General features: G+C 72.9%; 19 protein-coding genes and 1 pseudogene. 11 read left to right on the forward strand and 9 right to left on the reverse strand.

Annotation, left to right across the window (positions count from 1 at the left end; genetic code table 11):
* Positions 1-162: 162 nt before the first annotated feature.
* From ACFU9P_RS22205 to ACFU9P_RS22215, 3 genes are read right to left on the reverse strand one after another with little or no spacing between them, the layout of a single operon-like run.
* The gene (locus ACFU9P_RS22205) at positions 163-1,527 is read right to left on the reverse strand and encodes an MFS transporter (protein ID WP_384083438.1); all 1,365 of its coding nucleotides are present in this window, start codon (positions 1,525-1,527) and stop codon (positions 163-165) included.
* Positions 1,528-1,580: 53 nt separating this feature from the next.
* The gene (locus ACFU9P_RS22210) at positions 1,581-2,345 is read right to left on the reverse strand and encodes a glycerophosphodiester phosphodiesterase (RefSeq protein WP_376385268.1); all 765 of its coding nucleotides are present in this window, start codon (positions 2,343-2,345) and stop codon (positions 1,581-1,583) included.
* The gene (locus tag ACFU9P_RS22215; RefSeq protein WP_384083442.1) at positions 2,342-3,037 is read right to left on the reverse strand and encodes a YitT family protein; all 696 of its coding nucleotides are present in this window, start codon (positions 3,035-3,037) and stop codon (positions 2,342-2,344) included. The genes ACFU9P_RS22210 and ACFU9P_RS22215 overlap by 4 nt, the downstream gene beginning before the upstream one ends.
* A gap of 100 nt (positions 3,038-3,137) precedes the next feature.
* Between ACFU9P_RS22215 and ACFU9P_RS22220 the strand changes: the two genes are divergently transcribed.
* Positions 3,138-4,637: a PLP-dependent aminotransferase family protein gene (locus ACFU9P_RS22220; protein ID WP_384083445.1), complete on the forward strand. Its 1,500-nt coding sequence runs from the start codon at positions 3,138-3,140 to the stop codon at positions 4,635-4,637.
* Positions 4,638-4,659: 22 nt separating this feature from the next.
* On the opposite strand, the gene ACFU9P_RS22225 is transcribed toward ACFU9P_RS22220, so the two are convergent.
* Together ACFU9P_RS22225 and ACFU9P_RS22230 are read right to left on the reverse strand one after the other, a co-directional pair.
* A complete protein-coding gene (locus ACFU9P_RS22225) occupies positions 4,660-6,333 on the reverse strand; it encodes a hypothetical protein (protein WP_384083447.1) in 1,674 nt (557 codons plus the stop codon).
* A gap of 40 nt (positions 6,334-6,373) precedes the next feature.
* Positions 6,374-6,568 carry a hypothetical protein gene (locus tag ACFU9P_RS22230; RefSeq protein WP_046500734.1) on the reverse strand — a complete coding sequence of 65 codons (195 nt, stop codon included), beginning with the start codon at positions 6,566-6,568 and terminating at the stop codon, positions 6,374-6,376.
* 214 nt (positions 6,569-6,782) lie between these two features.
* Between ACFU9P_RS22230 and ACFU9P_RS22235 the strand changes: the two genes are divergently transcribed.
* The 6 genes from ACFU9P_RS22235 (at position 6,783) to ACFU9P_RS22260 (ending at position 17,068) form a co-directional block, all read left to right on the forward strand.
* The gene (locus ACFU9P_RS22235) at positions 6,783-7,175 is read left to right on the forward strand and encodes an ankyrin repeat domain-containing protein (RefSeq protein WP_384083450.1); all 393 of its coding nucleotides are present in this window, start codon (positions 6,783-6,785) and stop codon (positions 7,173-7,175) included.
* Positions 7,176-7,439: 264 nt separating this feature from the next.
* Positions 7,440-8,858: a HEAT repeat domain-containing protein gene (locus tag ACFU9P_RS22240; RefSeq protein WP_384083453.1), complete on the forward strand. Its 1,419-nt coding sequence runs from the start codon at positions 7,440-7,442 to the stop codon at positions 8,856-8,858.
* Positions 8,859-9,298: 440 nt separating this feature from the next.
* A complete protein-coding gene (locus tag ACFU9P_RS22245) occupies positions 9,299-10,417 on the forward strand; it encodes a glycosyltransferase family 4 protein (protein WP_376385285.1) in 1,119 nt (372 codons plus the stop codon).
* Positions 10,414-11,586, forward strand: a complete 1,173-nt coding sequence (locus ACFU9P_RS22250; protein WP_376385288.1) for a glycosyltransferase — start codon at positions 10,414-10,416, stop codon at positions 11,584-11,586. Before ACFU9P_RS22245 ends, ACFU9P_RS22250 begins: the two co-directional genes overlap by 4 nt.
* Complete coding sequence (locus ACFU9P_RS22255; RefSeq protein ID WP_384083456.1) at positions 11,583-13,460, forward strand: GDSL-type esterase/lipase family protein; 1,878 nt, start codon at positions 11,583-11,585, stop codon at positions 13,458-13,460. Before ACFU9P_RS22250 ends, ACFU9P_RS22255 begins: the two co-directional genes overlap by 4 nt.
* Entirely contained in the window at positions 13,457-17,068 is a 3,612-nt protein-coding gene (locus tag ACFU9P_RS22260) for a hydantoinase B/oxoprolinase family protein (RefSeq protein ID WP_384083459.1), read from the forward strand. Before ACFU9P_RS22255 ends, ACFU9P_RS22260 begins: the two co-directional genes overlap by 4 nt.
* A gap of 62 nt (positions 17,069-17,130) precedes the next feature.
* Here the strand turns inward: ACFU9P_RS22260 and ACFU9P_RS22265 are convergent, their stop codons facing one another.
* The 4 genes from ACFU9P_RS22265 to ACFU9P_RS22280 are packed head-to-tail and all read right to left on the reverse strand — an operon-like array spanning position 17,131 to position 20,699.
* A complete protein-coding gene (locus ACFU9P_RS22265; protein WP_384083462.1) occupies positions 17,131-17,997 on the reverse strand; it encodes a biotin-dependent carboxyltransferase family protein in 867 nt (288 codons plus the stop codon).
* Entirely contained in the window at positions 17,994-18,626 is a 633-nt protein-coding gene (gene pxpB / locus ACFU9P_RS22270) for a 5-oxoprolinase subunit PxpB (protein ID WP_384083465.1), read from the reverse strand. Before pxpB ends, ACFU9P_RS22265 begins: the two co-directional genes overlap by 4 nt.
* A complete protein-coding gene (locus tag ACFU9P_RS22275; RefSeq protein ID WP_376386104.1) occupies positions 18,623-19,387 on the reverse strand; it encodes a LamB/YcsF family protein in 765 nt (254 codons plus the stop codon). Before ACFU9P_RS22275 ends, pxpB begins: the two co-directional genes overlap by 4 nt.
* 34 nt (positions 19,388-19,421) lie before the next feature.
* Positions 19,422-20,699 carry an MFS transporter gene (locus tag ACFU9P_RS22280; RefSeq protein WP_376386105.1) on the reverse strand — a complete coding sequence of 426 codons (1,278 nt, stop codon included), beginning with the start codon at positions 20,697-20,699 and terminating at the stop codon, positions 19,422-19,424.
* A gap of 155 nt (positions 20,700-20,854) precedes the next feature.
* Between ACFU9P_RS22280 and ACFU9P_RS22285 the strand changes: the two genes are divergently transcribed.
* From ACFU9P_RS22285 to ACFU9P_RS22300, 4 genes and pseudogenes are all read left to right on the forward strand, one after another.
* Positions 20,855-21,571: a GntR family transcriptional regulator gene (locus tag ACFU9P_RS22285; protein ID WP_384083469.1), complete on the forward strand. Its 717-nt coding sequence runs from the start codon at positions 20,855-20,857 to the stop codon at positions 21,569-21,571.
* 126 nt (positions 21,572-21,697) lie between these two features.
* Positions 21,698-23,212: a hypothetical protein gene (locus tag ACFU9P_RS22290; protein WP_376386109.1), complete on the forward strand. Its 1,515-nt coding sequence runs from the start codon at positions 21,698-21,700 to the stop codon at positions 23,210-23,212.
* Positions 23,213-23,381: 169 nt separating this feature from the next.
* On the forward strand, positions 23,382-24,227 hold the full coding sequence (locus tag ACFU9P_RS22295) for a hypothetical protein (RefSeq protein ID WP_384083515.1): 846 nt from the start codon (positions 23,382-23,384) through the stop codon (positions 24,225-24,227).
* A gap of 111 nt (positions 24,228-24,338) precedes the next feature.
* Positions 24,339-26,064: pseudogene (locus ACFU9P_RS22300) on the forward strand (hypothetical protein); the annotation flags it as partial.

The raw sequence follows: 26,064 nt of genomic DNA on the forward strand, positions 1-26,064 counted from the left end.
TCGCCCGTCGTGCCGCCCTTGTTGTACCCACCAGCGCCCGGTTTGTCACATCTAACAGGAGATGTCACCCAGCGATTCCGCTTTCAATCTACTTCCCGGTTACGCAGTAACGGTCCGCCTGGCAGGCCAAACGCGTACACTACCGCCCTTTCACTTCAACGTCTAAATCCGCTCCGGTACGGGATTGCCCGCCGCCGCGATCGCCCGGCCGACCGGGACCCTCGCCAGCAGTCCGAAGCCGAGCACGAAGAAGACCACAAGCGAGATGATCGCGTCCCGGTAGCTGCCCGTGAGCTGGTATGCCAGACCGAACACCAGCGGCCCCAGCCAGCTCAGCCCCCGGTCGCTCATCTCGTACGCCGAGAAGTACTCGGCCTCCTTGCCGTGCGGCACGAGATGCGAGAACAGCGACCGGGACAGCGCCTGGCTGCCGCCCAGGACCAGACCGATCGCCGAGGCCAGTACGTAGAACGCGACCGGAGCCCCGGCGGGCAGGAAGTAACCGGCGGTGAGGATCAGCGTCCAGACCGCCAGCGACCACAGGATCGTCCGCTTGGCGCCGTACGACCTGGCCAGCCGGCCCATGCCCAGCGCGCCCCCGACCGCCAGCACCTGTACCAGCAGCACGGCGGTGATCAGTGTCGTCTGGTCCAGGCCGAGTTCCTCGGAACCGTAGATCGAGGCCTGTGAGATCACCGTCTGGATGCCGTCGTTGTAGACGAGATAGGCGAGCAGGAAGGAGAGCGTCAGCGGATGGCGCCGCATGTCCCGCAGCGTGGCCACGAGTTGACGCCAGCCCGCGCCCACCGCGCCCGCGCCGATACCGTCCGCACCGTCGCGCGCCACCTTGCGGTCGCGCAGCCTGCGCAGCGGCACGATCGTGAACGCGCCCCACCAGACCCCGGCCGAGGCCAGACAGATCCTTACCGCCGCCGACTCCGAGAGCCCGAAGGAATCGTGGCCGGTGTAGAGCACCAGATTGAGGACGAGGACCAGCGCCCCGGAGGTGTAGCCGAAGGCCCAGCCCCGCGAGGAGACCGCGTCGCGCTCCTCGGGCTCCGCTATCTGTGGCAGATACGCGTTGTAGAGCACCATCGACACCGAGATCGAGGCGTTCGCCACGATCAGCAGCAGCGCGCCCAGCAGATAGCGGTCGCCGTCCAGGAAGAACATGCAGGCCGTGGCGGTCGCGCCTACATACGCGGCCGCGGCCAGCAGCGGCTTCTTGCGTCCCGTACGGTCGGCCACCGCGCCCGCCAGCGGCATCACCAGCACCGCCACCACCACCGAGACGGACACGGCGTACGCGAAGACCGAGCCCGCGCGCACCGGGATGCCCAGTGGATGGACAAAGCCGTCCGCGTCGGCCGCCGCCTTCGCCACCGAGGTCAGGTAGGGGCCGAGAAAGACCGTGAGCACGCTCGTCGAGTAGACCGAGCACGCGAAGTCGTAGAAATACCAGCCGCGTTGCTCGCGTGCGCGGTCCGCCGCTCCGTCGGCCCGGTCCACGGCGGTGTCAGCGCTCACCCCGTGCTCCCCCGATTCCTCTGAGTTTCTTGCCGTGCCGGCGCCCGGCCCGGTCAATGCCAGACTCCCCGCGCGGTCAACACCGTGCGCAGCGCTTCCAGTTGATCCGTCATGATGCCATCCACGCCGAGATCCAGCAGCGCCTCCATGCGATCCGGCTCGTTGACCGTCCAGACATGGACCTGGAGACCGCGGGCGTGCGCCATGCGTATGAAGCGCTCGTCCACCACCCGGATCCCGTTCTGCGTCTCGGGAACCTGCGCGCACACCGCGCCGGGACGGACCGGGAAGGGGATGCCGTACGAGCGCAGCCGCAGGCCCAGCACGCCCCGTACCCCGTACGAGGTGGCCAGCCGGGGGCCCGCGAGCCGGGCCGCGCGCGCCACCCTGTCCTCGGAGAAGGAGCCCACACACACCCGGTCCCAGCAGTCCGTCCTGCGGATCAGCTCGACCAGCGGTTCAAGTGCGGGCGCGGCCTTGATATCGACATTCCAGCGCGCCTCGGGGAACTCTTCGAGCAGCTCCTCGAAGAGCGGCAGCGGCTCGCTGCCCGCCACCCTCGCCCGGCGCACCTCGGCCCAGGGCAGATCGACGATCCGGCCCCGGGAGTCGGTCACCCGGTCCAGGGTCGCGTCGTGGAAGGCGACGAGCCGCCCGTCCGCCGTGGCGTGCACATCGGTCTCGAAATGGCGGTAGCCGAGGCCGGCCGCGCGGCGGAAGGCGGCCGCGGTGTTCTCCAGCCCGTCCGCCGCGCCGCCGCGATGGGCGAACGGGATCGGTGTCGGCCGGTCGAGATAGGGGTGGGATACGGGAGTCACCGCCGCAGTATGGCCCCTGCCGGTGTCCCGGCGGCGACGGCGGTACTGCCGCCGGCCGCCGGGGGGATGGCGAAGACGCGCAGGAAGAGCTGGGCTAGCGGGCCGATGGCCAGGGCGTACGCGATGGTGCCGATCCCCACCGAGCCGCCGAGCGCGAAGCCGGTGGCGACGACGGCGACCTCGATGGCCGTACGGACCAGCCGTACCGAACGGCCGGTGAGCCGGTGCAGCCCGGTCATCAGACCGTCGCGCGGGCCGGGGCCGAAGCGGGCGGCTATGTAGAGACCGGTGGCCAGTCCGTTCAGGACGATCCCGGCGATCAGCAGCGGGACCCGGGTCATCAGCCCGTGACCGGCGGGAACGGCGGCGAGTGTGGCGTCCATCGCGAGGCCCACCACGAACACATTGGAGACCGTGCCCAGCCCCGGGCGCTGCCGGATCGGGATCCAGAGCAGCAGCACGACCGCTCCGACGATGATCGAGACGACCCCCATGGTCAGCCCGGTCAGCTCCGCGAGCCCCTGGTGCAGCACGCCCCAGGGCTCAAGGCCGAGACCGCCGCGCACCAGGAGCGCCGCGCTCGCCCCGTACAGCGCGAGTCCGGCGTAGAGCTGCGTCAGCCTGCGGGGGAGCCGACGGTCATGGAGCCCCCGGCCGGTGGACCGCTCTCGAAAGCGGGCGAATATGGGCATGAAAGGGCCCCCTGGTGCAATGGTGGACTGGTGCGTGTCACTCTGTGGCTGGCTGGTAGACGCCAACCATGGCCAATTCGATGAAGGTGGACTGATTTCCATGGCGCAGTGGACCTCGGCCGTCGGCGCGGCTCAGCTCGCCCGGCAGCTCACCACCCAGCAGCCCGCGCCCACCGTGCCCGGCACCCGCAGGCCGCCCGCCTACCGTGCCCTCGCCGACGGCATCCGGCTGCTCGTCCTCGAAGGGCGGGTCCCCGTCGCCGCCCGGCTGCCCGCGGAGCGCGAGCTGGCGCTCTCGCTGTCGGTGAGCCGTACGACCGTGGCCGCCGCGTACGAGGCGCTGCGCGCCGAAGGGTTTCTGGAGTCCCGCAGGGGCGCGGGAAGCTGGACGGCCGTACCGGCGGGCAATCCGCTGCCCGCGCGCGGCCTCGAACCCCTGCCGCCCGAGTCGCTGGGCTCGATGATCGACCTCGGCACCGCCGCCCTGCCCGCCCCCGAGCCCTGGCTGACCCGGGCTGTCCAGGGCGCGCTGGAGGAGCTGCCGCCGTACGCGCACACCCATGGCGACTATCCCGCCGGGCTGCCCGCGCTGCGGCGGATGCTCGCCGACCGCTACACCGAGCGCGGCATCCCCACCATGCCCGAGCAGATCATGGTCACCACCGGAGCGATGGGCGCGATCGACGCGATCTGCCATCTCTTCGCGGGCCGGGGCGAGCGGATCGCGGTGGAGTCCCCCTCGTACGCGAACATCCTCCAGCTCATGCGCGAGGCGGGCGCCCGGCTGGTGCCGGTGGCCATGGCCGAGGGGCTGACCGGCTGGGACCTGGGGCGCTGGCGCCAGGTGCTGCGGGAGGCCGCCCCCCGGCTCGCCTATGTGGTGGCCGACTTCCACAATCCGACGGGCGCGCTGGCCGACGAGGACCAGCGGCGGCAGCTCGTCGACGCGGCACGCTCGGCGGGCACGGTACTGGTCGTCGACGAGACCATGTCGGAACTGCACCTGGACCCCGATGTCGAGATGCCGAGGCCGGTCTGCGCCTTCGATCCGGCGGGCAGCACGGTCCTCACGGTCGGCTCGGCCAGCAAGGCCTTCTGGGCGGGGATGCGGATCGGCTGGGTGCGCGCCGCGCCGGACGTGATCCGCTCGCTGGTGGCGGCACGCGCGTACGCCGATCTCGGCACCCCGGTACTGGAGCAGCTCGCCATCAACTGGCTGATGCGGACCGGTGGCTGGGAGGACGCGGTCGCGCTGCGCAGGGCCCAGGCGCGGGAGAACCGGGACGCGCTGGTGGCGGCGGTGCGCGAGCGGCTGCCCGAGTGGGAGTTCGAGGTGCCGCGCGGTGGGCTGACCCTGTGGGTACGGACCGGCGGGCTCTCCGGCTCCCGGCTGGCCGAGGTGGGCGAACGGGTCGGGGTACGGGTGCCGTCGGGGCCCCGCTTCGGGGTCGACGGGGCGTTCGAGGGGTACGTACGGCTGCCGTTCACCGTGGGCGGGCCGGTCGCCGTCGAGGCGGCGGCCCGGCTGGCGGCCGCGGCGCGCCTGGTGGCGAAGGGCGCGAGCACCGGGACGGAGGCACCGCGCACCTTTGTCGCCTGAGGCCGGCGGCGGCTCGCTGCTGTCAGCCCTCGGCGGGCACCGGGCGGACGGGCGGCCGGGGTGTGTGGACCGTTCCGAGCGGCCGGTCCGGTTCGTGCGCCTGGATCTGCTGCCGGTGCTCCTGCTCCTCCCGCTGCTCCGGCGAAGGCGAAGGCGACGGCGCCGCGGACGCCGTCTCCTCGTACGGCGCCTGCCGCTCCGGGAGGAGGTCCACGACCGCGCGGCGGTGCGTCTCGCTCGTCTCGTCGTCGTAGGGATCGGGCGTCGCCGGGACCTGGATCCTGAGCACCGGGCCCGTACCGAGCCGCGCGTACCCCCTGCCGGGCGGGACGTCCGGCGTGGGCGTGGTGTGCGGCGGCGCCCCGAGCACCGCTTCCACCTGCGGCGCCGCCACCGCCCCCAGGACCACCCGGGCGCGGGTGTGCGTCCGTACGGTCTCGCTCAGCGCGTCCAGACCGTCGAGCTGATCGGCGACCACCACCGTCACATGGGCGGCCCTGCCATGGCGCAGCGGCACATGGAGCAGCTCCTGCGGATCGGGCCGCCCCTCGGCCTCCGCGAGCTGCCCGAAGACGCCCGGCCGGTCCACCAGGATCCACAGCGGCCTCTTGATGTCCTCGGGGGCGGGACGGCCCGACTGCCGGGCCTGGTTGGCGGCGATCAGCCGCCGCTCCGTCTCGTGCGCGGCCCACTCCAGCCCGGCCAGCGCGCCGGCCAGCCCGTACTCCACAGCGAGCACACCGGTGCGGCCGGTCAGACACGTGAACTCGCCCGCACCGCTGCCCTCCACGATCAGGACGTCGCCGTGCCGGACGGCCTGGAGCGCGATGGAGCGCAGCAGGCTGGTGACACCGCTGCCCGGCTGTCCCGCGACCAGCAGATGCGGCTCCGCCGAGCGCGGCCCGGTCCGCCAGAGCACCGGGGGAGCGTTCCGGTGCCCGTCGCCCACGACGACCGGCACGGTCCGCGGCACCGCTCCGTCGTCGGTGAAGCCGAGGACCGTCTCGCCGGGGGCGGTGACGAAACGCTGGGCGGCGATCGAGGTGGAGAGGGCCGGCAGCACGGTCATCACAAGCTGGTTGGCCTCTTCGTGCCAGTCGAAGTGGTACTCGCGTCCGCGTCCGGACTTGGCGTACAGCACCTGCTCGATCCGGGCGCGCGCCTCGGGCTCGCCGTCGGTGAAGTACGCGGGATAGGCCAACTGGAGCCGGGTGAGCCGCCCCTGGGCGTCGAAGGCGTGCTCGCCGAACGCCTTGCTCCACTCGCCGCCATGGGCGAAGAGCGGACTCGGGTCCTCGGGAACGGAGAGATACGGCACCAGCGCCTCGTACAGCGACTGGAGCCGCCGTGCCTCCGCTTCGTCGGGCCCGGTCCGCGCCGGCGGCGTACGGTCGCGCCCCTGCCAGGCGGCCACGCCCATCACCGTGACCAGGGCCAGCATCGGCCCGTACGGAATGAACGCGATCACCAGCACGGAGGCCGCGATCAGGAACAGCGCGGGACCGCGCCGGTCCTTGGGGGTGTCGGCCCACTTCTGGCGCCCCGCGGCGGCCAGCATCCGCAGACCCCGGGTGATGGTGATCAGCGGATGGAGAACGTCGGTGGCGCCGTCGGCTGCCGTACGGGCCAGCTCACGGCCGCGCGCGATCCGGTCGCTGCCGCTGCTCAGAATGCGGGGGAGTGCTCGCCGGGCCACGAAGGTCTCCTGTGGGTGCGGAAAGGGGAGCGGGCCGGAATCAGAACTTGATCCCGCCCAGGAGACCGGCGAGGCTGGCGCCCCCGGCCGTGATGCTCGGGGCGATGGCGGTGCCCGCGAGATAGAAGCCGAAGAGGGAGCACACCATCGCGTGCGATGCCTTGAGTCCGTCCTTCCGGAAGAAGAGGAAGACGATGATTCCGAGCAGCACGACACCCGACACGGACAGAATCATGAGAGTTCTCCTGGTTGATGGGGACAGTCACCATGAGTTCTTCCAGAATCACGGAAAGTATCTATGCGATAAAAGGTGCAAATGAGTGAAATATCGGGTATTTCACTGCACTGGTCGACGCGGTGCCCCATGTGGCGCCGCAGTAGTCTGTCCGTCACCCGTACGGCGCAGATGCCGTATGTACCAGGTCAACAGCGTGAGGAGCGGTCCACCGATGAGCGAAACCCCGGATCCCGAGGTGGTGGAGCTGGCCACGAAGATCTTCGATCTGGCCAGGCGCGGGGAGACCGGAGCGCTCACCGCGTACATCGACGCCGGAGTGCCCGCGAATCTCACCAACGACCGGGGCGACTCGCTGCTGATGCTCGCCGCCTACCACGGTCACGCCGAGGCGGTGGCGGCCCTGCTTGAGCGCGGCGCCGATGCCTCCCGCCCCAACGACCGTGGCCAGACCCCGCTCGCCGGCGCGGTCTTCAAGGGCGAGGACGAGGTCATCAGGACCCTGCTCGCCGGCGGCGCCGATCCGGCGGAGGGGACGCCCTCCGCCGTGGATACCGCGCGGATGTTTGGGAAGACGGACCTTCTGGAGCTGTTCGAAGCCAGGTGAGAGACGTCGTAAATGTGGTCGCGGTGGCGAAATGGCTGGGTCATCATGACGTCGGGCCCGCAGTGGGCCACCGACGAGAGGCAGGGAAGATGGTCTGCGCTGAGCGGGAGACGACGGGCGGCGGGGCATGTTGCCGCTTGGTCTAGGGCGTGTCCGCCGGATGGTACGCGGCGGGCAGGGCCCGGACCCGAGACGGCCGGCACCGAGTCGCGGTGCCGCGTCGCACCCCCGGTCGCGTCAACAGCTTGATGTGAGGCTTCTCCCATGTTCGATCCAGTCATAGCGCCGAGCGGCACGCTGCTCGGCCTGTTGCAGAGGGGCCGCGGCGACGGCACGCTGCACGCGCTCGCGGCGCCCCGCGCGGAGGCGCTAGCCGCCCTGAACCACTGCGTACTGAACGACCCCCGGCACGACTGGCAGGTCGAGAACAGGTCGCTGTACTACGCGCGTCTTTTCCTGGATCTGCACGGCGGGCTCGATGCCGTCGACCGCCATCTCTTCGATGCCGAGGACCGGCTCGACGCCGAGGAGTCACGGACCGGGCTCGCCCTCGCCGTCCTCGGCCACCTCGCCTCGTACGGCAGGCGCGACGCGCTGGATCTGCTGAGGCGGTACGCGGCGACGGGCGCCAACTGGGCCTGGGCGCTGGACGAACTGGCGCTGCGCGACGACGACAGCGGGCTGCGCTCGCTCGCCGTACCGGTCCTCGCGCGCTTCCCCGCCACCCCCGAGGGCGACACCGAACTGGCCTCCGCCGTACGGGACGCGTTCGAGCCCCGGCCGTGGCGGCTGTGGGCCGACGATCCGCGGCAGGAGGTCGGCGCCCGGGTCAGGGCAGCCGGCGAACAGGGCTCGTTCGACCGCTGGCAGCGCCAGCTCCGGCCGAGCGGCCCACGGCCCGGCTGGAGCGTGGCGGCCGTGTTCGACTGGGCCCAGCAGGGCCTGGAGCGCGGCTCTGCGCTCCATGTGCCCGCGGCCCGCTGCCTGAGCGCCGTCGCCGGGCCCGAGGACCGGCCGCTGATCGTGGAGACCGCGCGCGGCGGACCGGACGGCGCCCGCAGCACGGCGCTCCACTATCTCGCCGGGGCCGGTGACCCCGCCGTACTCGACCTGATCGAGGCCGCCGCCGTCAGCACGGACCGTACGGTCTCCGACGCGGCGGTCTCCGCCTTCGAGCGGATGTGCGGCGAGGAGGCGGTCGACCGGGCCAGAGGCTGGGTGCACCGGCCCGACGCCCTCGGGGCGTCCGCCGCGGGCGTGCTCGCCTTCCGCGGCGGCACGCGCGACGCGCCGCTCGTACTGGGCGCGCTGCGCGAGACCGTACGGGCCGAGGGGCCCGACGCGCCCCGGCTCTGGACGCTCGTCGACGGCGCGGGACGCCTCGGGATCGTCTGCGCGGCGCCGGTGCTGCGCCATGTCTACCGGGAGACCGCCTCCTCCCAGCTCCGTGGCCGCACGGCCCGCGCCCTCGCCGCCACGGATCCCTCCTTCGCGACCGGGTTCGCCGTCGAATGCCTGTGGGACTGCGAGGAGACGACGAGAGAGGTCGCCGCGCTGCACGCCGAGACCGGCGATGTGCGGGTGGCGGAGCGGCTGCGGCGGCTGGCCGCGGATCCGGCCGAGGAGGCCGAGGTCCAGACGGCGGTCCGCAGCCGGATCGGACCGGACGCGGCGACGCGGTAGGGGGCGCGGACCGGGCGGTCGCGAGCCCGGTCCGCGCGTGAAGCGCCCGTGAAGAGCCCATGAAGAGCCCCGGGTCGGCTCGCTTGTGGCCTCGGGCCGGTTCGTTTGTGGTCGGCCCGCGCACGGGACTCGTACGGGCCGCGCGGTGTGGACTGCCGTGCCCGGCGCGCCTCTTGACGATTCCGGTGGCGATTCCGGGGCGGGAACCAACCCGGAAGCCCGGCCGTTCACCGTGGTGATGGGCGGGCCCGGCGGTCGCCCGCCTGCTGCGGACGCGAGGTTCCGAGCGGCCCGACGATCTCGCTCCGTGAGGGAACCGGCACGTTCTGTGCATGGTGATCGCTTGCTTAGTGCTGCCCGCGTTTAATGCTCACGGGACGTTCCCCACACGTCAAGATCCACGTTGGCAGGGACACGTTCGGTGGGACGAGAACACGAACATGCGTGTCGCCATAGTTACCGAGTCCTTCCCACCGGATGTCAACGGCGTAGCCCACTGCGCCCTCCAGACCGCCCGGCATCTCGCCGCCCGCGGCCATGACCCGCTCGTCATCGCCCCGTCCGTCGCCGGTGATGCCGAGATCGACGCACCGTGCCCCGTGGTACGCGTGCCCTCCGTGCCGCTGCCCGGCTATCCGCAGGTGCGGGTGGCGCTGCCCAGCCGGCGGCTCGCGGCGACCATCGCCGCCCACCGCGCCGAACTGGTCCACCTCGCGGGGCCGTTCGTGCTCGGTGTCCGCGGCATGACGGCCGCGTCGCGGCTCGGGGTGCCCGCCGTCGCGGTGTACCAGACCGATCTGGCCCACTACGCCCGCACGTACGTGGGCGCGGGCGAGGCCGCGGCCTGGCGCCGGATCCGGGCCGTGCACACCGCGGCCGACCGTACTCTCGCGCCGTCCAGCGCCGCCCTGCGCGACCTCACCGAGCACGGCATCCCGCGGGTACGGCTCTGGCCGCGCGGCGTGGACACCGTACGGTTCCGGCCCGAACTGCGTGACGAGGAACTGCGCCGCCAGCTCGCGCCCAACGGGGAGCTGATCGTCGGGTACGTCGGGCGGCTCGCGCCCGAGAAGCATGTCGAACTCCTCGCGGGCGTCTGCGAACTGCCGGGAGTCCGGGTCGTGATCGTCGGGGACGGCCCCAGCGAGACCTCGCTGCGGAGCACGCTGCCCGGCGCGGTCTTCCTGGGCCGCACCACCGGTGACGCGCTGGCGCGTACCTTCGCCTCGTTCGACCTGTTCGCGCACACCGGGCCGTACGAGACGTTCTGCCAGACCGTGCAGGAGGCCATGGCCAGCGGGGTGCCGGTGATCGCGCCCGCCGCGGGCGGACCGCTCGACCTGGTCGACCACGGACGCACCGGCACGCTGGTCGCGCCGCTCGACGCGGGTGCCGTGACCCAGGCGGTACAGGACCTCGCGCACGCGCCCGCGCTCCGCGAGGCCTACGGGCGCGCGGCACGGACCACCGTCGAGGGCAGGACCTGGGCCGTCGTCGGCGACCAGCTCATCGACCACTACCACGAGGTCATCGGCGCGCGTACGGCGGTGGTCGCGTGAGCGGCTTGCGCATCGTACGGCTGGCCAACTTCGTCACCCCGGCCTCGGGCGGGCTCCGTACCGCGCTCCAGGAGCTGGGCAGCGGCTATCTCGCGGCCGGGCACGAGCCGGTGCTGATCGTGCCGGGGGACCGGGAGTCGGACGAGGACACCGTGCAGGGCAGGGTGATCACCCTGCCAGGGCCCGTGATCCCCGGCACCGGCGGCTACCGGGTGCTGACGGCCCGCCGGCGGCTGCGGCAGGTGCTCGAATCGCTCGGACCCGACCGGCTCGAAGTCTCCGACCGGACCACCCTGCGGTGGACGGGGGAGTGGGCGCGGCGCCACCGGGTGCCCTCGGTGATGGTCTCGCACGAGACGGCGGACGGAGTGCTGCGGACCTGGGGCGTGCCGGGGATGGCCGCCGAGCGGACCGCGGACCGGCTCAACATGCGCAGCGCGTGGGCGTATTCGCGGATCGTGTGCACCACGGAGTGGTCGGAGCGCGAGTTCCTGCGGATCGGCGCCCGCAATGTGGTGCGCGCGCCGCTCGGGGTCGATCTGAAGCGGTGCAGGCCGGAGCGGCGCAGCGAGGCGCTGCGCGCCCGGTACGCGCGCGGCGCGGACGTACTGCTGGTGCTCGGCTCCCGGCTCTCGGTGGAGAAGCGGCCCGGCGCGGCGCTGGACGCGCTCGTGGAGCTGCGCGACCGGGGCGTACGGGCGGTGCTGGTCGTCGCGGGCGAGGGCCCGCTGCGGGCCGGACTGGTCCGCAAGGCGCGGGCGCTGCGGCTGCCCGCGCTGTTCCTGGGGCATGTGGCCGACCGCGAGTCGATGGCGGACCTACAGGCGGCGGCGGACATCTGCCTGGCGCCGGGTCCGGCCGAGACCTTCGGACTTTCCGCGCTGGAGGCGCTGGCCTGCGGTACCCCGGTCGTGCCGAGCGCGTCGTCGGCGCTGCCCGAGGTGATCGGGGACGCGGGGGTGGCCGCGATCGACAGCGCGGTGTCCTTCGCCGACGCGATCCAGGAGCTGCTGACCCGCCCGGAGGACGCCCGCCGCGCCGCGGCGCGCGCCCGCGCGGAACTCTTCAGCTGGGACAACGCGGTGGCCGGCTTCCTGGCCGCGCACGACGCCCCGATGCTGAACAAGGTCCCGTCCCAGATCCGCCGCCCGGACGGAGCCCAGAGATGACCCGCGGCGCGGACATCGCGGACCCGGTGCCGGACGGAGAGTGCGCGGGTACGCAGCCGCGCATCTTCGTACGGGGCGCCGACCAGCCTTCCCTCCCGGACCCACGGGACCAGCCGCCCACGCCGGCCCCGGCGACCCCGGGCCGCCCGGCCGGCGACGACGCCGTACGCGAGGCCGCTCAGCAGGCCGTACCGGCCGCCGCAGGCGGTGCCGCCGGCACGACCCGGTCGGATCGGGCAGAGTCGGCCGACGTGCCGATCCTCGGCGACGGCCCGGCGGAGACGACATCCGCCGGTCGGCCCGGCGGGCCGGGTCCGGCGATGCCCGCCGGCAGTTCTACGACGGTGGCCCCGGCCGTCCGGCCGGGTGCGACGGAAGCGTGGGCTTCCGACGGCGGCTCCGGCGGCCGAGCGACCGGGCCGTCGGCCGTCGGCGCCGTAGGGGCGACGGCATTCGGTACGGGCCCGTCCGGGCCCGTACCGCCGCAGACGGCGCACGGCGCCGGGACGCCGGTCGCGGGTGCCGCCGGGGCACCCGCGCAGCCGACGCACGGCTTTGGCACCGCGCCCGGTGCCAAGGCGCCGATCACGAACAGTGTCGCCGGTGAAACGGCGGCCGGGCCGTCGGCCGGCAGCGGCGTCGGGGCGGCGGCAGTCGGCTCCGGCAGCCCCGGATCCGTACCGTCGCAGCCGACGCACGGCGTCGGGGCTCGGCCCGACGCCGGATCGTCGGCCGCAGGCGGCATCGGCGAAGCGGCAGCCAGGACCGTACCGCCGCAGACAGCGCCCGGCGCTGGTGCCGCGCACGGCGTCGAGACGCCGGTCGCGGGTGCCGCCGGGGCTTCCGCGCAGACGGTGCCCGGCGTGGGCGACGCGCTTGGCGTCGACGCGTCGGTCGTCGGTGGCAAGACGGGCGGCGGCCGGGGCGAGCAGCGGCGGGTCAAGGGGCTTGTCATGGCGCCGCGCGCGCTGCGGTTCGCCGCGTTGGGGGACTCGTTGACCTCCGGTGTCGGTGACCCCGTCGACGGCGGGTGGCGGGGGTGGGCCGCGCTGCTCGGTGGGGCGCTCGGGCCCGCCCGGGCGGCCGGGGCCGGGGGCGAGAGTCCCGTACGGTTCCACAACTTCGCCGTCAGCGGCGCGCTGACCCGCGATGTCGAGGAGCAGCAGGTCCCCGCCGTCCTCGACTTCGGCCCCGACATCGCCTCCGTCGTCGTCGGCGTCAACGACACGCTCCGCTGCGCCTTCGACATACAGGACATCGCCCAGCGCCTCGACCGCGCCTGCGCGGCCCTCGCCGCCCGCGGCGCCGTCCTGCTGACCACCTGTCTGCCCGACCCCGGGAGCATGCTCGGACTGCCCCTGCCGCTCGCCCGTCCCCTCGCCCGCCGCCAGCGCGCGCTCAACGCCGTCGTGCACGCCCTGGCCGCCCGCTACGACACCGTCCACCTCCATATGGCCGACGCATCCTGGGTCGGCGACCGGTCGCTGTGGAGCGCCGACCGGCTGCACCCCGGAGAGCGCGGCCACCGCATGATCGCCGCGCGCTTCCACGCACCGCTCGCCGCGCGCGGTCTCGCCATCGGCCCCCCGCCGTCCCTGGAGGCCGACCAGTCCCCGCCCAGCCGCGCCGCCGTCATGCTGTGGCTCGCCACCAAGGGGGCGGGCTGGGTGGCGCGCCGCTGCCAGGACCTGCTGCCGGAGCTGCTGCGGCTCGCGGGCGACGAGGTACGGCACTGGGCCCGCGGCACCAGCGCCCGTCTCGACGCCCACGCCGAACAGGCCCTCTCCCGGGCCCTCGCCACCCTGTCCTCCCCGCTCTCCTCCCCGCTCGCACCGCTGTCACCAGGCGTTCCGCTTGCGAGAATGGGGGAATGACCGGGCGCTGGGAATTCTGGATCGACCGGGGCGGCACCTTCACCGATGTGGTGGGCAGGCGCCCCGATGGAGAGCTGGTCACCAGGAAGCTGCTCTCGCACCACCCCGAGCGGTACCGGGACGCGGCGGTCGCCGGTATCCGGCTGCTGCTCGGTCTCGGTCCGCGCGATCCGGTCCCCGCCGGCCGGATCGCCCTCGTGAAGATGGGGACGACCGTCGCCACGAACGCGCTCCTTGAGAGACGTGGTGAGCCGACCGTCCTCCTCATCACCGAGGGCTTCCGGGACGCCCTGCGGATCGCGTACCAGAACCGGCCCCGGCTGTTCGACCGCAGGATCGTGCTCCCCGAAGCGGTGTACGGCCGTGTCATCGAGGTCCCCGAGCGGGTCGACGCGCACGGCGCGACCGTACGGCCCCTCGACACCGGCACCGTCACCGAGCGGCTCCGCGAGGCCCACCGCGACGGCTTCCGCAGCGCCGCCGTCGTCCTGATGCACGGATACCGCCACCCCGCGCACGAGAGCGCCGTCGCCGAGGCCGCGCGCGCCGCGGGATTCACGCAGGTGAGCTGCTCGCACGAGGTCAGCCCGCTGATCAAGCTGGTGCCGCGCGGCGACACCACCGTCGTGGACGCCTATCTCTCCCCGATCCTGCGCCGCTACGTCGACGAGGTCGCCCAGGAACTCCGCGGAATCCGGCTGATGTTCATGCAGTCCAACGGAGGCCTGCGGGAAGCCGCCCACTTCCGTGGCAAGGACGCCGTCCTCTCGGGCCCGGCTGGCGGAGTCGTCGGCATGGCCCGTACGGCACGGCAGGCGGGCTTCGACCGGGTCATCGGCTTCGACATGGGCGGCACCTCCACCGATGTCTCGCACTACGCGGGCGAGTTCGAGCGGGAACTCGGCACCCAGGTCGCCGGGGTCCGGATGCGCGCCCCCATGATGAACATCCACACCGTCGCGGCGGGCGGCGGCTCGGTCCTGCACTTCGACGGCCAGCGCTACCGGGTAGGCCCCGACTCCGCGGGGGCCGTGCCGGGCCCCGCCTGCTACCGGCGCGGCGGCCCGCTCACCGTCACCGACGCCAATGTGATGCTCGGCCGGGTCCAGCCCGCCCACTTCCCCGCGGTGTTCGGCCCGCACGGAGACCAACCCCTGGACGCCGAGGTGGTACGGCGGCGCTTCGAGGAGCGCGCCGAGGAGGTACGCAAGGCCACCGGAGTGGCCCGTACCCCCGAGGAGGTCGCGGCCGGCTATCTGGAGATCGCCGTCCTGAACATGGCGAACGCCGTCAAGAAGATCTCCGTGCAGCGCGGCCACGACATCACCCGCTACGCCCTCACCAGCTTCGGCGGCGCCGGCGGACAGCACGCCTGCGCGGTCGCCGACGCCCTCGGGGTGGACACCGTGATCGTGCCGCCGCTCGCCGGGGTCCTCTCCGCGTACGGCATCGGCCTCGCCGACGCCACCGCCATGCGAGAACAGTCCGTCGAGGCCGAGCTGACCGAGGAGACCCTGCGCCGGGTGCGCGAGCTGTGCGACTCGCTCGCCGAACGCACCCGCGCCGAACTGCGCGCCGACTCCGTCCCCGACGCCGCGATCAGCACGCACGCGCGGATTCTGCTGCGGTACGCGGGTACGGACGCGAGCCTGCCGGTCGCGCTGGACGGCGTGGCGGCCATGGCGGGCGCGTTCGAGGACCAGCACCGCGCGCGCTATGCCTTCACCATGGACAAGCCGCTGGTCGTGGAGGCGGTCTCGGTGGAGGCCGTGGGGACCTCGGGGCCGTCCGCTCCGTACGTCCCCCGCCCCACCGGCGGCCGCCCCGGTCGCACCGAACCGTACGCCTCCGTAAGGATGTTCAGCGAAGGCCGCCTCCAGGACACCCCGCTCCACCGCAGGGACGATCTGCGTCCCTCCGACACCGTGACCGGACCCGCCGTGATCGCCGAGGCCGACGCCACGACCGTCGTCGAACCCGGCTGGCGGGCGACCGCTGGCGAGCGTGGGCATCTGCTGCTCACGCGCGTACGGCCGCGCCCCTCGCGGACCGCCGTCGGCACGGATGTGGATCCCGTGCTGCTTGAGGTGTTCAACAACCTCTTCATGGCGATCGCCGAGCAGATGGGCGTACGCCTAGAGAACACCGCCCATTCCGTCAACATCAAGGAGCGGCTCGACTTCTCCTGCGCGCTCTTCGACGCCGAGGGCAACCTGATCGCCAACGCACCCCACATCCCCGTCCACCTGGGCTCCATGGGCGAGTCGATCAAAGAAGTCCTGCGGCGCAACGAGGGCACCCTGCGGCCCGGCGATGTGTACGCCATCAACGATCCGTACCACGGCGGCACCCATCTGCCCGATGTGACCGTCGTGACCCCGGTCTTCGACACGGCCGGCGAGCGGCTGGACTTCCTGGTGGCCTCGCGCGGCCATCACGCCGAGATCGGCGGTATCACCCCCGGCTCGATGCCCGCCTTCAGCAGGACCGTGCAGGAGGAGGGCGTGCTCTTCGACAACTGGCTGCTCGTCAGGGACGGCCGGTTCCGCGAGGCCGAGACCAGGCACCTGCTCACCACCGCGCGGTATCCGTCCCGCGACCCCGACACCAATCTCGCCGACCTGCGGGCCCAGATCGCGGCCAACGAGAAGGGCATCGCCGAACTGGCCCGTATGGTCGACCAGTTCTCGCTTCCCGTCGTCCAGGCCTATATGGGACATGTGCGGCGCAATGCCGAGGAGTCCGTACGCCGCATCCTCGCCGGGCTGCGCGACGGCTCGTACCGTTACGAGACCGACGGCGGCGCGGTGATCGAGGTCGCGCTCCGCGTCGACCGGGCGGCCAGGAGCGCCGTCCTCGACTTCACCGGCAGCTCCCCGCAGCTCCCGGGCAACTTCAACGCGCCCAAGTCCGTGGTGATGGCCGCCGTGCTCTATGTCTTCAGGACGCTCGTGGCCGACGACATCCCGCTCAACAGCGGCTGTCTCGAACCACTTGAGGTCCGTGTGCCGGACGGCTCGATGCTGGCGCCCGCCTACCCAGCGGCGACCGTCGCGGGCAATGTGGAGACCTCGCAGGCCGTAACCGGCGCGCTCTACGCGGCGCTGCGCGTTCAGGCCGAGGGCTCGGGCACCATGAACAACCTCACCTTCGGCAACGACCGGGTGCAGTACTACGAGACCGTGGCCAGCGGTTCCGGCGCGGGCGACGGCTTCGACGGCGCCGACGCCGTGCAGACCCATATGACCAACTCCCGGCTCACCGACCCCGAGGTGCTGGAGTGGCGCTATCCGGTACGGGTCGACGCCTTCGCCGTACGGGACGGCAGCGGCGGGCAGGGCCGGTGGCGCGGCGGCAACGGAGTCGTCCGCCGGATCCGCTTCCTGGAGCCCATGACGGTGGCACTGCTGACCGGGCACCGCAGGGTCCCCCCGTACGGCATGGCGGGCGGCGGACCGGGCGCGCGCGGCGCCAACGAGGTGGAGCGCGCGGACGGCACGGTCACCCCGCTGCGGGGCGTGGACTCGGTGGAGGTCGGCCCCGGTGATGTGCTGGTCATGAGGACGCCGGGCGGCGGCGGTTACGGTACGGCGACGGCGTCCTCGTAGCTGTTCGGGCCGCATGGCTCGGGGCGGGCGCTGTCACCCGCGCCCGCTGTCGGCCGCGCGCTTCAGCGCCGTACGGGAACGAACCGTACGGGCGTGCCGGGCGCCGCCTGCGCCGCCGCCGGGAGGTCCCGCTCCAGGACGACCGCGACCACCGGATAGCCGCCGGTGGTCGGATGGTCGGCGAGGAACACCACGGGACGCCCGTCCGGCGGGACCTGCACCGCCCCGGTCACCATGCCCTCGCTGGGCAGTTCGTCCGGTACGGCGCGCTCCAGCGGCGGGCCCTCCGTGCGCAGCCCGATGCGGTTGCTCGCGGACGACACCCGGTAGCCGCGGGTGGCGAGGGTGCGCAGCGCACCGGGGCTGAACCAGTCGTCGCGGGGGCCGAGCCGTATCCGCAGGACCAGTTCGGCAGGCGGCGCCGGAGCGGGCGCCCAGTCCACCGGCACCGCCCGGCCCGCCGGCGGACCCAGCGGTACGGCCTCGCCGTCCCGCAGCGGCGCCGGTCCGAGGCCCGACAGCAGATCCGTGGACCGGCTGCCCAGCACCGGTTCCACCGCGATCCCGCCGCCGAACGCCACATAGGCGCGCACCCCCTGGACCGCGGGGCCGATGTCGAGGACCGCGCCCGCGGGGACCCGTACGGCCACGCCCCAGGCCACCGGCCGCCCGTCGACGGACACCGCGCACGGCGCGCCGGTCACCGCCACGACCGCCGGGCGGCGCGGCCGTACGGCGCATCCGGTGAGTGTCGTCTCCAGCGCGGCGGCGCCCGCGGGGTTGCCGACCAGCCGGTTGGCCAGCCGCAGGGCGGGCAGATCGAGGGCCCCGGAGCGCGGTACGCCCAGATGGGCATGCCCGTACCGGCCCAGATCCTGCACCGTGGTCAGCACCCCGGCGCGCACGACCCCGAGGGCCCGGTCCGTCACAGGGCCGCCACGTCCTGGTCCACCGGCACGAACCTGACCCGGGTCCCGGGCGTGAGCAGCGCGGCGGGCGCGCGCTCCGGGTCCCACAGCACCGTGTCCGTCGTACCGATGAGCTGCCAGCCGCCGGGGGACGAGCGCGGATACACCCCGGTGTACGGTCCCGCCAGCCCCACGGAGCCCGCCGGCACGGCCGTACGGGGCGTGGCCCTGCGCGGTACGGCGTACCGCTCCCCGAGCCCGGTCAGATAGCCGAAACCGGGCGCGAACCCGCAGAAGGCGACCCGGAATTCGGCCGCCGAGTGGATCCGTACGACCTCGTCCTCCTTCATCCCCCACAGCGCCGCCACATCCGCCAGATCGGGACCGTCGTACCGGACCGGCAGCGCGACGGTCTCCCCCGCGCGCGCGAGCGGTGCCCGGCTCCGCCAGCCGTCGAGCCCCGCCGCGAAGCCGGCCGGATCGTCGAGACCGTCGAGCAGGACGGTGCGGGCCGCGGGCACTATCTCCCCGACCGGCGGCAGGGTGCCCTCGGCGCGGCGGCGCAGCAGCTCAGCGTGGAACGCCTCCGTCGCCTCGCCGTCGGCCAGTTCGACCAGCAGCGCCCGCTCGCCGACCGGCAGCGCTCTCATACGAACGCCTCCACCCGGACGCCGGCGGCCTCCAGCTGGCCGCGCACCCGCCGGGCCAGATCCACCGCGCCCGGGGTGTCGCCGTGCAGACACAGCGACCGGGCCCGGACCGCGACGGACTGCCCGCACCGCGAGGTGACCACCCCGAACCGGGCCATGGAGACGGACCGTTCGACCACGGCCGAGGCGTCCGTGATCACCGCGCCGTCCTGCCCGCGCGGCACCAGCGTGCCTTCCGGCGTGTACGCCCGGTCGGCGAACGCCTCGGTGACGACGGGCAGTCCGGCCTTCTCCGCGTGCTCGTGCAGCCGCGAGCCCGGCAGCCCGAGCACCGGCAGCCGCTCACCGCTGAGCATGACGCCCTCGACGACGGCCTCGGCCTGCTCCTCGTCGCGTACGACCCGGTTGTAGAGCGCGCCGTGCGGTTTGACATAGGCGACCCTGGCGCCCGCCGCCTTCGCGAACACCTCCAGCGCGCCGATCTGGTAGGCGACCTCGGCGGCCAGCTCGTCCGCCGGCACGTCCATGGACCGGCGGCCGAACCCCGCCAGATCGCGGTACGAGACCTGGGCGCCGATCCGTACCCCGCGCTCCACCGCCCAGTCGCACACCCGCCGCATGGTCGCGGGGTCCCCGGCGTGGAACCCGCAGGCCACATTGGCGCTGGTGACGACAGAGAGCAGTGCCTCGTCCTCGGTCAGCCGCCAGCGGCCGAAGCCCTCGCCGAGGTCGGCGTTGAGATCGATGGACGCCCAGGTCATGAAGCCACCTTCCGATCGGATCCAGTCGGTTTCGTCAGAGCAGCTCGCGTCCGCGCGTCTCGGGCAGTCCGAGCAGCGCGACCACGGCGAGACCGTAACCGACGGCGCCGAAGACCAGCGCGCCGCCGACACCCCAGCTCGTGGCCAGAAAACCCACCACGGTGGGGAAGACCGCGCCCACGGCCCGGCCCGTGTTGTACGTGAACCCCTGGCCCGTACCGCGTACCGCCGTCGGATACAGCTCACTGAGGAAGGAGCCGAAGCCGCTGAAAATGGCCGACATGCAGAACCCGAGCGGGAATCCCAGGATCAGCAGCCAGCCGTCCGCCGTGGCCGGGAGATTGACATAGGCGAGGATCGCGAGCCCGGAGAGCACCGCGAAGATCGCGACATTCTTCTTCCTGCCGAGCCGGTCGGTGAGATACCCGCCGGTCAGATAGCCGGTGAAGGCACCGGTGATCAGGAAGGTGAGATAGCCGCCGGTGCCGATGACCGTGAGGCCCCGCTCGGACTTCAGATAGGTCGGCACCCAGGTGGCGAGCGTGTAATAACCGCCCTGGACACCGGTGGACAGGAGGGTCGCGAAGAAGGTCGTACGGAGCAGGTCCCCGCGGAAGATGGCGCCGAACGAGCCCTTGTCCGCGCTGGTCCTGCGCTGTTCGGCCGCCGCCGGGGCGTCGCTGACGTTCCGTCGTACGTACACGATCAGCAGCGCGGGCAGCGCGCCCGTCCAGAACATCACCCGCCAGGCCGTGTCCCCGTCCAGGAACTGGAACACCAGGGTGTAGACGATGACGGCGAGCGCCCAGCCGGCCGCCCAGGCGCTCTGGACGGCGCCGAGCGTACGGCCGCGGTGCTTGCCGGAGGCGTACTCGGCGACCAGGATCGCGCCGACGGCCCACTCGCCGCCGAAGCCGAGGCCCTGGAGGGCGCGGAAGACCAGCAGGGTCTCGTAGTTGGGCGCGAAACCGCAGAGGACCGTGAAGACCGCGTAGGTGATGACCGTGATCATCAGGGCCCGTACCCGGCCGATCCGGTCGGCGAGGACCCCGGCGACCGCGCCGCCCACGGCGGAGACCACGAGCGTGACGGTGGTGAGAAGTCCGGTCTGGCCGCTGTCGAGACCGAAGTAGGCGGCGATTGCCACCATGCTCAGCGGCAGGGTGAAGAAGTCGTAGGAGTCCAGGCCGTAGCCGCCGAACGCGCCCGCGAAGGCGCGGCGCCCCTGCGGTCCCAGAGCCCGCAGCCACGCTAACGCGCCGGTGTCGTCGGGGAGTTCGTCCTTGTCCAGACGTGCTTGGGTCGTGCTCATCTGCACCTCGCAGGAGGGTGAGTGTGCTGGGACCGTGAGCCGTTTTCACCGTAGGGGATTGTTCAACGATCCGACAAGACTCATGTTGTTTCGTTCTTGCTTCTACGATGAGTCCAGGACGGGACCAGACCGGACGGACTCAGGGAGAGAGCGCTGTGGGGACGAGCGGGACCGAACTCGGCGAACTGGCGGACGACCGCCCGCTGCTGGGCCGTACGAGCACGGCGGAGCGGGTCGCGGACATCCTGCGGACCCGGATCGCGGAGGGCTACTTCCCGCCGGGGGAGCGGCTCTCCGAGGACGCCATAGCCAAGGCCCTGGCCGTTTCGCGCAACACCCTGCGCGAGGCGTTCCGGCTGCTCACGCACGAGCGGCTGCTCGTCCACGAACTCAACCGCGGGGTCTTCGTCCGGGTGCTCGCGGTCGGGGACGTCGAGGACATCTACCGCACCCGCCGGCTGATCGAATGCGCCGTGGTACGGGGGCTGGACGGGCCGCCGTTCCCGGTGGACGGACTGGAGAAGGCGGTCTCCGAGGGCGAACAGGCGGCGCGCGAGGAGATCTGGAAGGGCGTCTCGACGGCGAACATCCACTTCCACCGCGAACTGGTCGCGCTGGCGGGCAGCGCGCGCACGGACGAGCTGATGCGCGGGGTCCTGGCCGAACTGCGGCTCGCCTTCCACGTGGTGGACGATCCGCGCGGCCTGCACGAGCCGTATCTCGTACGGAACCGGCAGCTCCTGGAGTCGCTCAAGTCGGGGGACAGGGAGGGTACGGAGCGGATGCTCGCGGAGTATCTGGACGACTCGCGCGAACGGCTGGTGGCGGTGTACGCGGGGCTGGTGGCGGACGAGGGGACGGAGTCCGGCTAGGGGGCGGGTGGCCGGTGCGTGTGGCTGGTGCGTGCGGCCGGTGTATGGCTGGTTACGGCACCCCGGGCGGCGGTCGCTTCCGCACCGTTTCGACCGATGTCAGTGCGAGGACCTAATCTGTGCCACGTGACTTCGCACGCCTCGACGGACTCCGTTCCGCCCCAGCTCAGCGCGGGGCCGCGGCCCGCGCAGGGCCCGGCCGCCGACGAAGGGCTCGCGCGGCGGCTGCGCGCGCTCGCGTGCACCGCCCCGCTGCACGACCTGGACACCCGCAAGGCGAATCTCGCGGGGGAGTACGCGATATACGGCATGGCGGAGGTCGCGCTCGCCGCGATCGATCTGGTCACACTGAACATGGACTTTGACACCGGTGCCGACCACGAGCAGATAGTGAGCAGGCTCCTGCCCCGTATCGCCGCCCAGGCACCGGGCCGTCCGGCCGCCGAACACGAGCGGGTGGCGCGCTGGGTGCTGGAGAACCTGATCAATGTCGGCAGCGTGGACCGCGGATTCCGCGCGGTCTACGGCACGTTCGGCACCGACGGCGTCTACACCCGCAGGGACTACGACTTCAAGCTCATCGAGGAAGTCCCGGGCCACGGCGGCAGCGTGTATCTCCGTACGACCGACGAGGCGGTCAACGTCCTGGTCGGCGCGCTCGACACGGATGTCACCAGCGCGCAGATCGCCGCCGAGGTCAAGCTGGAGGTGCTGATCAACCGCGGCAGGCTCGCCGACGCGCAGCTCGCCGCCGAGCAGGCGCGCTACCGCACGGTGCAGTACGCGGAGACCCTCCGCCGCACGCTGGAGGCGACCCGGCGCAATGTCCGCGCGGTCGACTGGCTCAACTCCGTACCGGACCTGATCGATGAAGCGCTCAGCCATGTCGCCGACCGCTACCGCCACGAGAACGCGATCCTGACCAATATCCGCAAGGCGCGCGACGAGGCCGAGACCGGCGCCGACCCCAGGACGGCGGAGCACAAGCGGCGCGCCGCCGAGCTGGTCGACATCGTCAAGGACTGCATCCGCCGGCACACCCAGCTCCAGTCCCGGCTGCTGGAGGCGGGCCCGCTGTTCCGCGCGGAGCAGGACCGGCAGGCCTTCGCCAGGCCCACGGCCCATACCGGCCTCGACCTGTACGGGCAGCTCGTCGCGCCCCTGCTGCCGCTGCCGGTCGAGCGGGCGACACGCGTGACCGACGCGTTCTTCGCCCGCGGCACCGGGCTGCGGACGCCCGCGTCCGTACGGGTCGGCGACCTGATCGACCTGCTGCTCACACCGCCGCTGGAACGGGAGCACCTCGGCGCGGAGATGCCGGAGCCGGACCTGATCGCGACCCCGGACGACAGCCGCTTCAGCGAGGAGCAGCTCGCGAACGCGAAGGCCCTGCTCGACCTGGAACACGACGCCCCGCGCCGCCTCTCCGGCCTCCTGTCGGCCGCCCGCCGCTCCGACCCCGACCTCCCCTATCTGGTGGCGCTCCTTGCCATCCACGCGGCGAGCCCTCCGGTCGGCACGGCGCACCGGCAGGGCGAGGAGCGCCTGCTGTTCGCGGTGGACGACGGGACGCCTTTGGAGGACCCGGAGTTCGGCGGGGCGGACCTGATAGTGGGCATGGCGCGGTTGGGGGTGACGTAAGTGTGTGCCGGGTTGTTATGGGTCCCGGCGCCGGTACCGGGCACGCTTCGCTCGGGCTTGCGCCTGCGGGGCAAAGACAAGCCCGTCCGGCGATCGAGGACGAACACAGACCAGGAGCCCGCACCCCGTGAGTGAGCAGTACCAGCCAGAAGGCAGTGGCGGCGCCGACATCCGCGCCGCCGCACCCCCCACCCCCCTCACACCCCCCGACGTCGCCGACGCCGCCCGCCTCGTCTCCTTCGGGCTCCAGCCCAAGCTGCCGCCCGCCCGCGACATCGAGTACACCGAACTCCTCCGCCGCTACCGCGAGGACCCCGCCTTCGCCCGTGTCACCGACGCCGTCGCCACCGGACTCGGCCTCGTCGTGCTGGAGGTCTCGCCCCGCGCCGGCATGGCGGTCACCGCCGCCGAGGACTCGGTCTTCGCCGTCCGTATGGGCGACTACGCCCGCCGCGCCTCCACCGACTCCGCCGACCGGTTCCTGCACGGCCTCGCCCATCTCGCCGTCGCGGCCATGGCGTTCCCGCGCCCCGAGGACCTCGCCGACGACGGATACATCGGCCGGATCACGGTCAACGGCGTCGACGCGTTCGTACGGCAGGCCTGCCGCCGGCTGGAGGAGCGGGCCGGGGCGGACGGGGAGAACACCGACCCCGCGACCGACGCGCCCGGACTCGAAGCCGCCTGGCGGATCTACGCACGGCGCAGCGCGACCGGCGCGACCAAGGACGCCCGCAGGCTCGCCGGTTCGACGACCGGCATCGTCGGCAAGGCGGTCGCGTTCCTCACCGACTCCGGCTTTCTGCAGCGCACCGGTGACGACGCCGGAGGCGCGTACCGTACGACTGCCCGCTACCAGCTCCAGGTACGGGACATGGCGGGCCACGCGGCCATGGCCGAACTGCTCGACCTGGGTGTCGTACCCGTCAGCGACGGCTCCGCCACGCTGCTGCCGCCGCCCGAGGGAGACGATCTGGAGCTGGCCGCCGACGCGGGCCTGCCCTTCCACGCCTGACGCCCGTCCACCGCCTGACGCGGCGCGCCGCGGGCCACCGCGCCGTATCGCACCGGCCGTATCCCCCACCGCTGTTCACCACGACGTTCACCACGACGAGAGTCCGCCGCCATGTACGAGCTGTCCCGGGTCCGCCTCTACTCCATCGGGCCTGCCGGTGCGCGCTACGCCGACACCGTGCTCGATCTGCGTGGTGTGGGCGCGCCCGTACCGCATCCCGCGCCCGCCCAGGCGGAGTTCTTCGAGGAGGAGCCGGTCGGGCCGCCGCGCCGCCCGGCCCCGGCGGGGGTGCTGTTCCTGGAGAACGGCGGTGGCAAGTCCGTACTGCTCAAGCTGATCTTCTCGGTGATGCTGCCGGGCCACCGCAACACCCTCGGCGGCGCCAGTTCGGGTGTGCTGCGGAAGTTCCTGCTGGCCGACGACTGCGGGCATGTCGCCCTGGAGTGGCAGCACACGCTCACTGGTGAACTCGTGGTGGTCGGCAAGGCCAGCGAGTGGCGCGGGCGTCAGGTGTCGAACGACCCCAGGAAGTTCATGGAGGGCTGGTACTCGTTCCGGCCGGGCCCCGGGCTGAGCCTGGACGCCCTGCCGGTCGCCGAGTCCACGGCCGTACGGCCGCCCGTCGAAGGCGCGTCGGGCGCGCGGGGCAGGCGCCGCACCATGAAGGGGTTCCGGGACGCCATCACGGAGGCGGGCAAGTTCTATCCGCATCTCGACGTCCACTGGGAGGAGATCCACGACCGCTGGAACGAGCACCTCGGCGATCTGGGCCTCGACCCCGAACTCTTCCGCTACCAGCGTGAGATGAACGCCGACGAGGGCGAGGCGGCGGGCCTCTTCGCGGTCAAGAAGGACTCCGACTTCACCGATCTGCTGCTGCGTGCCGTCACCGACACCCGGGACACGGACGGACTCGCCGATCTCGTCGGGGGGTTCGGCAACAAACTGGGCCGCCGCGCCGAACTCACTGCCGAGCGCGACTTCACCGCCGGTTCCGTCGATCTGCTGGGCCGGATCGTCGAGGCCGCAGAGACGCGTTCGCGGGCCCGGGAGATCCACACGGGCGCCGAGCGCCGGGCCCGTACGCTCGTACGACGGCTCACGGCGCGCGCCGCCGAGGAGCGCGGGCGCGCCGCGGACCTGGCGCAGCGGGTCACCGCCGCCGCGCACACCGTGACCACGGCCGAGCAGGCGCGCGGGCGCGGTGCGCTGATCGCCGCCGAACTGGCGTACCGGCACGCCTCCCTGGCCCTCACCGCCGCCGAGAAGCGCGCCGCCGCGCAGCGCCGCGAGCTGACCGACGCCCGTACGCTCCACTCCGCGTGGCAGGCCGCCGAGGCCGTGCTGCGTCACCGCGCCGCCGCCGACCGCGCCCGCGAGGCGGCCTCCGCCGAGTCCCGTGCCGAACTCACCGCCGCCCGCGCCGCCGACGCGGCCCTCTCCGCGGACCACGCCTACGAGGCGGAACGCCGAGCGGCGGATTCCCTGGCGCGGTCCGACCGCCTGACGGCCCTGCTGAGCCTCCCCGCCACCGTCGGCAGGACACCGTCGGCAGCCCACCACCGCACTCCCCGCGTCCACGCCCACATCGACGCCCCGGCCGGCGCGGAGGCGCCGGGCCGCCCGGCTGATGGCGGGTCCACGACGGCTCCCCACGGGTCATCCGCGGCCGGCGCCCACGGAGACGGACTTACGGCCGGACAGCCGGCCGACGGCATGGGCCCGGCGGCGCCTACCGATCCCGCAGGTCAGGGCGAAGGCGGGGCGCATTCCGGTGGGCGTTCGGGCCGCCACGGGGGTACGCCCGCGGCGGGCAAACCGTCCGGAGGCGGATCCG

The organism is Streptomyces sp. NPDC057617, from assembly GCF_042800555.1.
GTDB lineage: Bacteria > Actinomycetota > Actinomycetes > Streptomycetales > Streptomycetaceae > Streptomyces.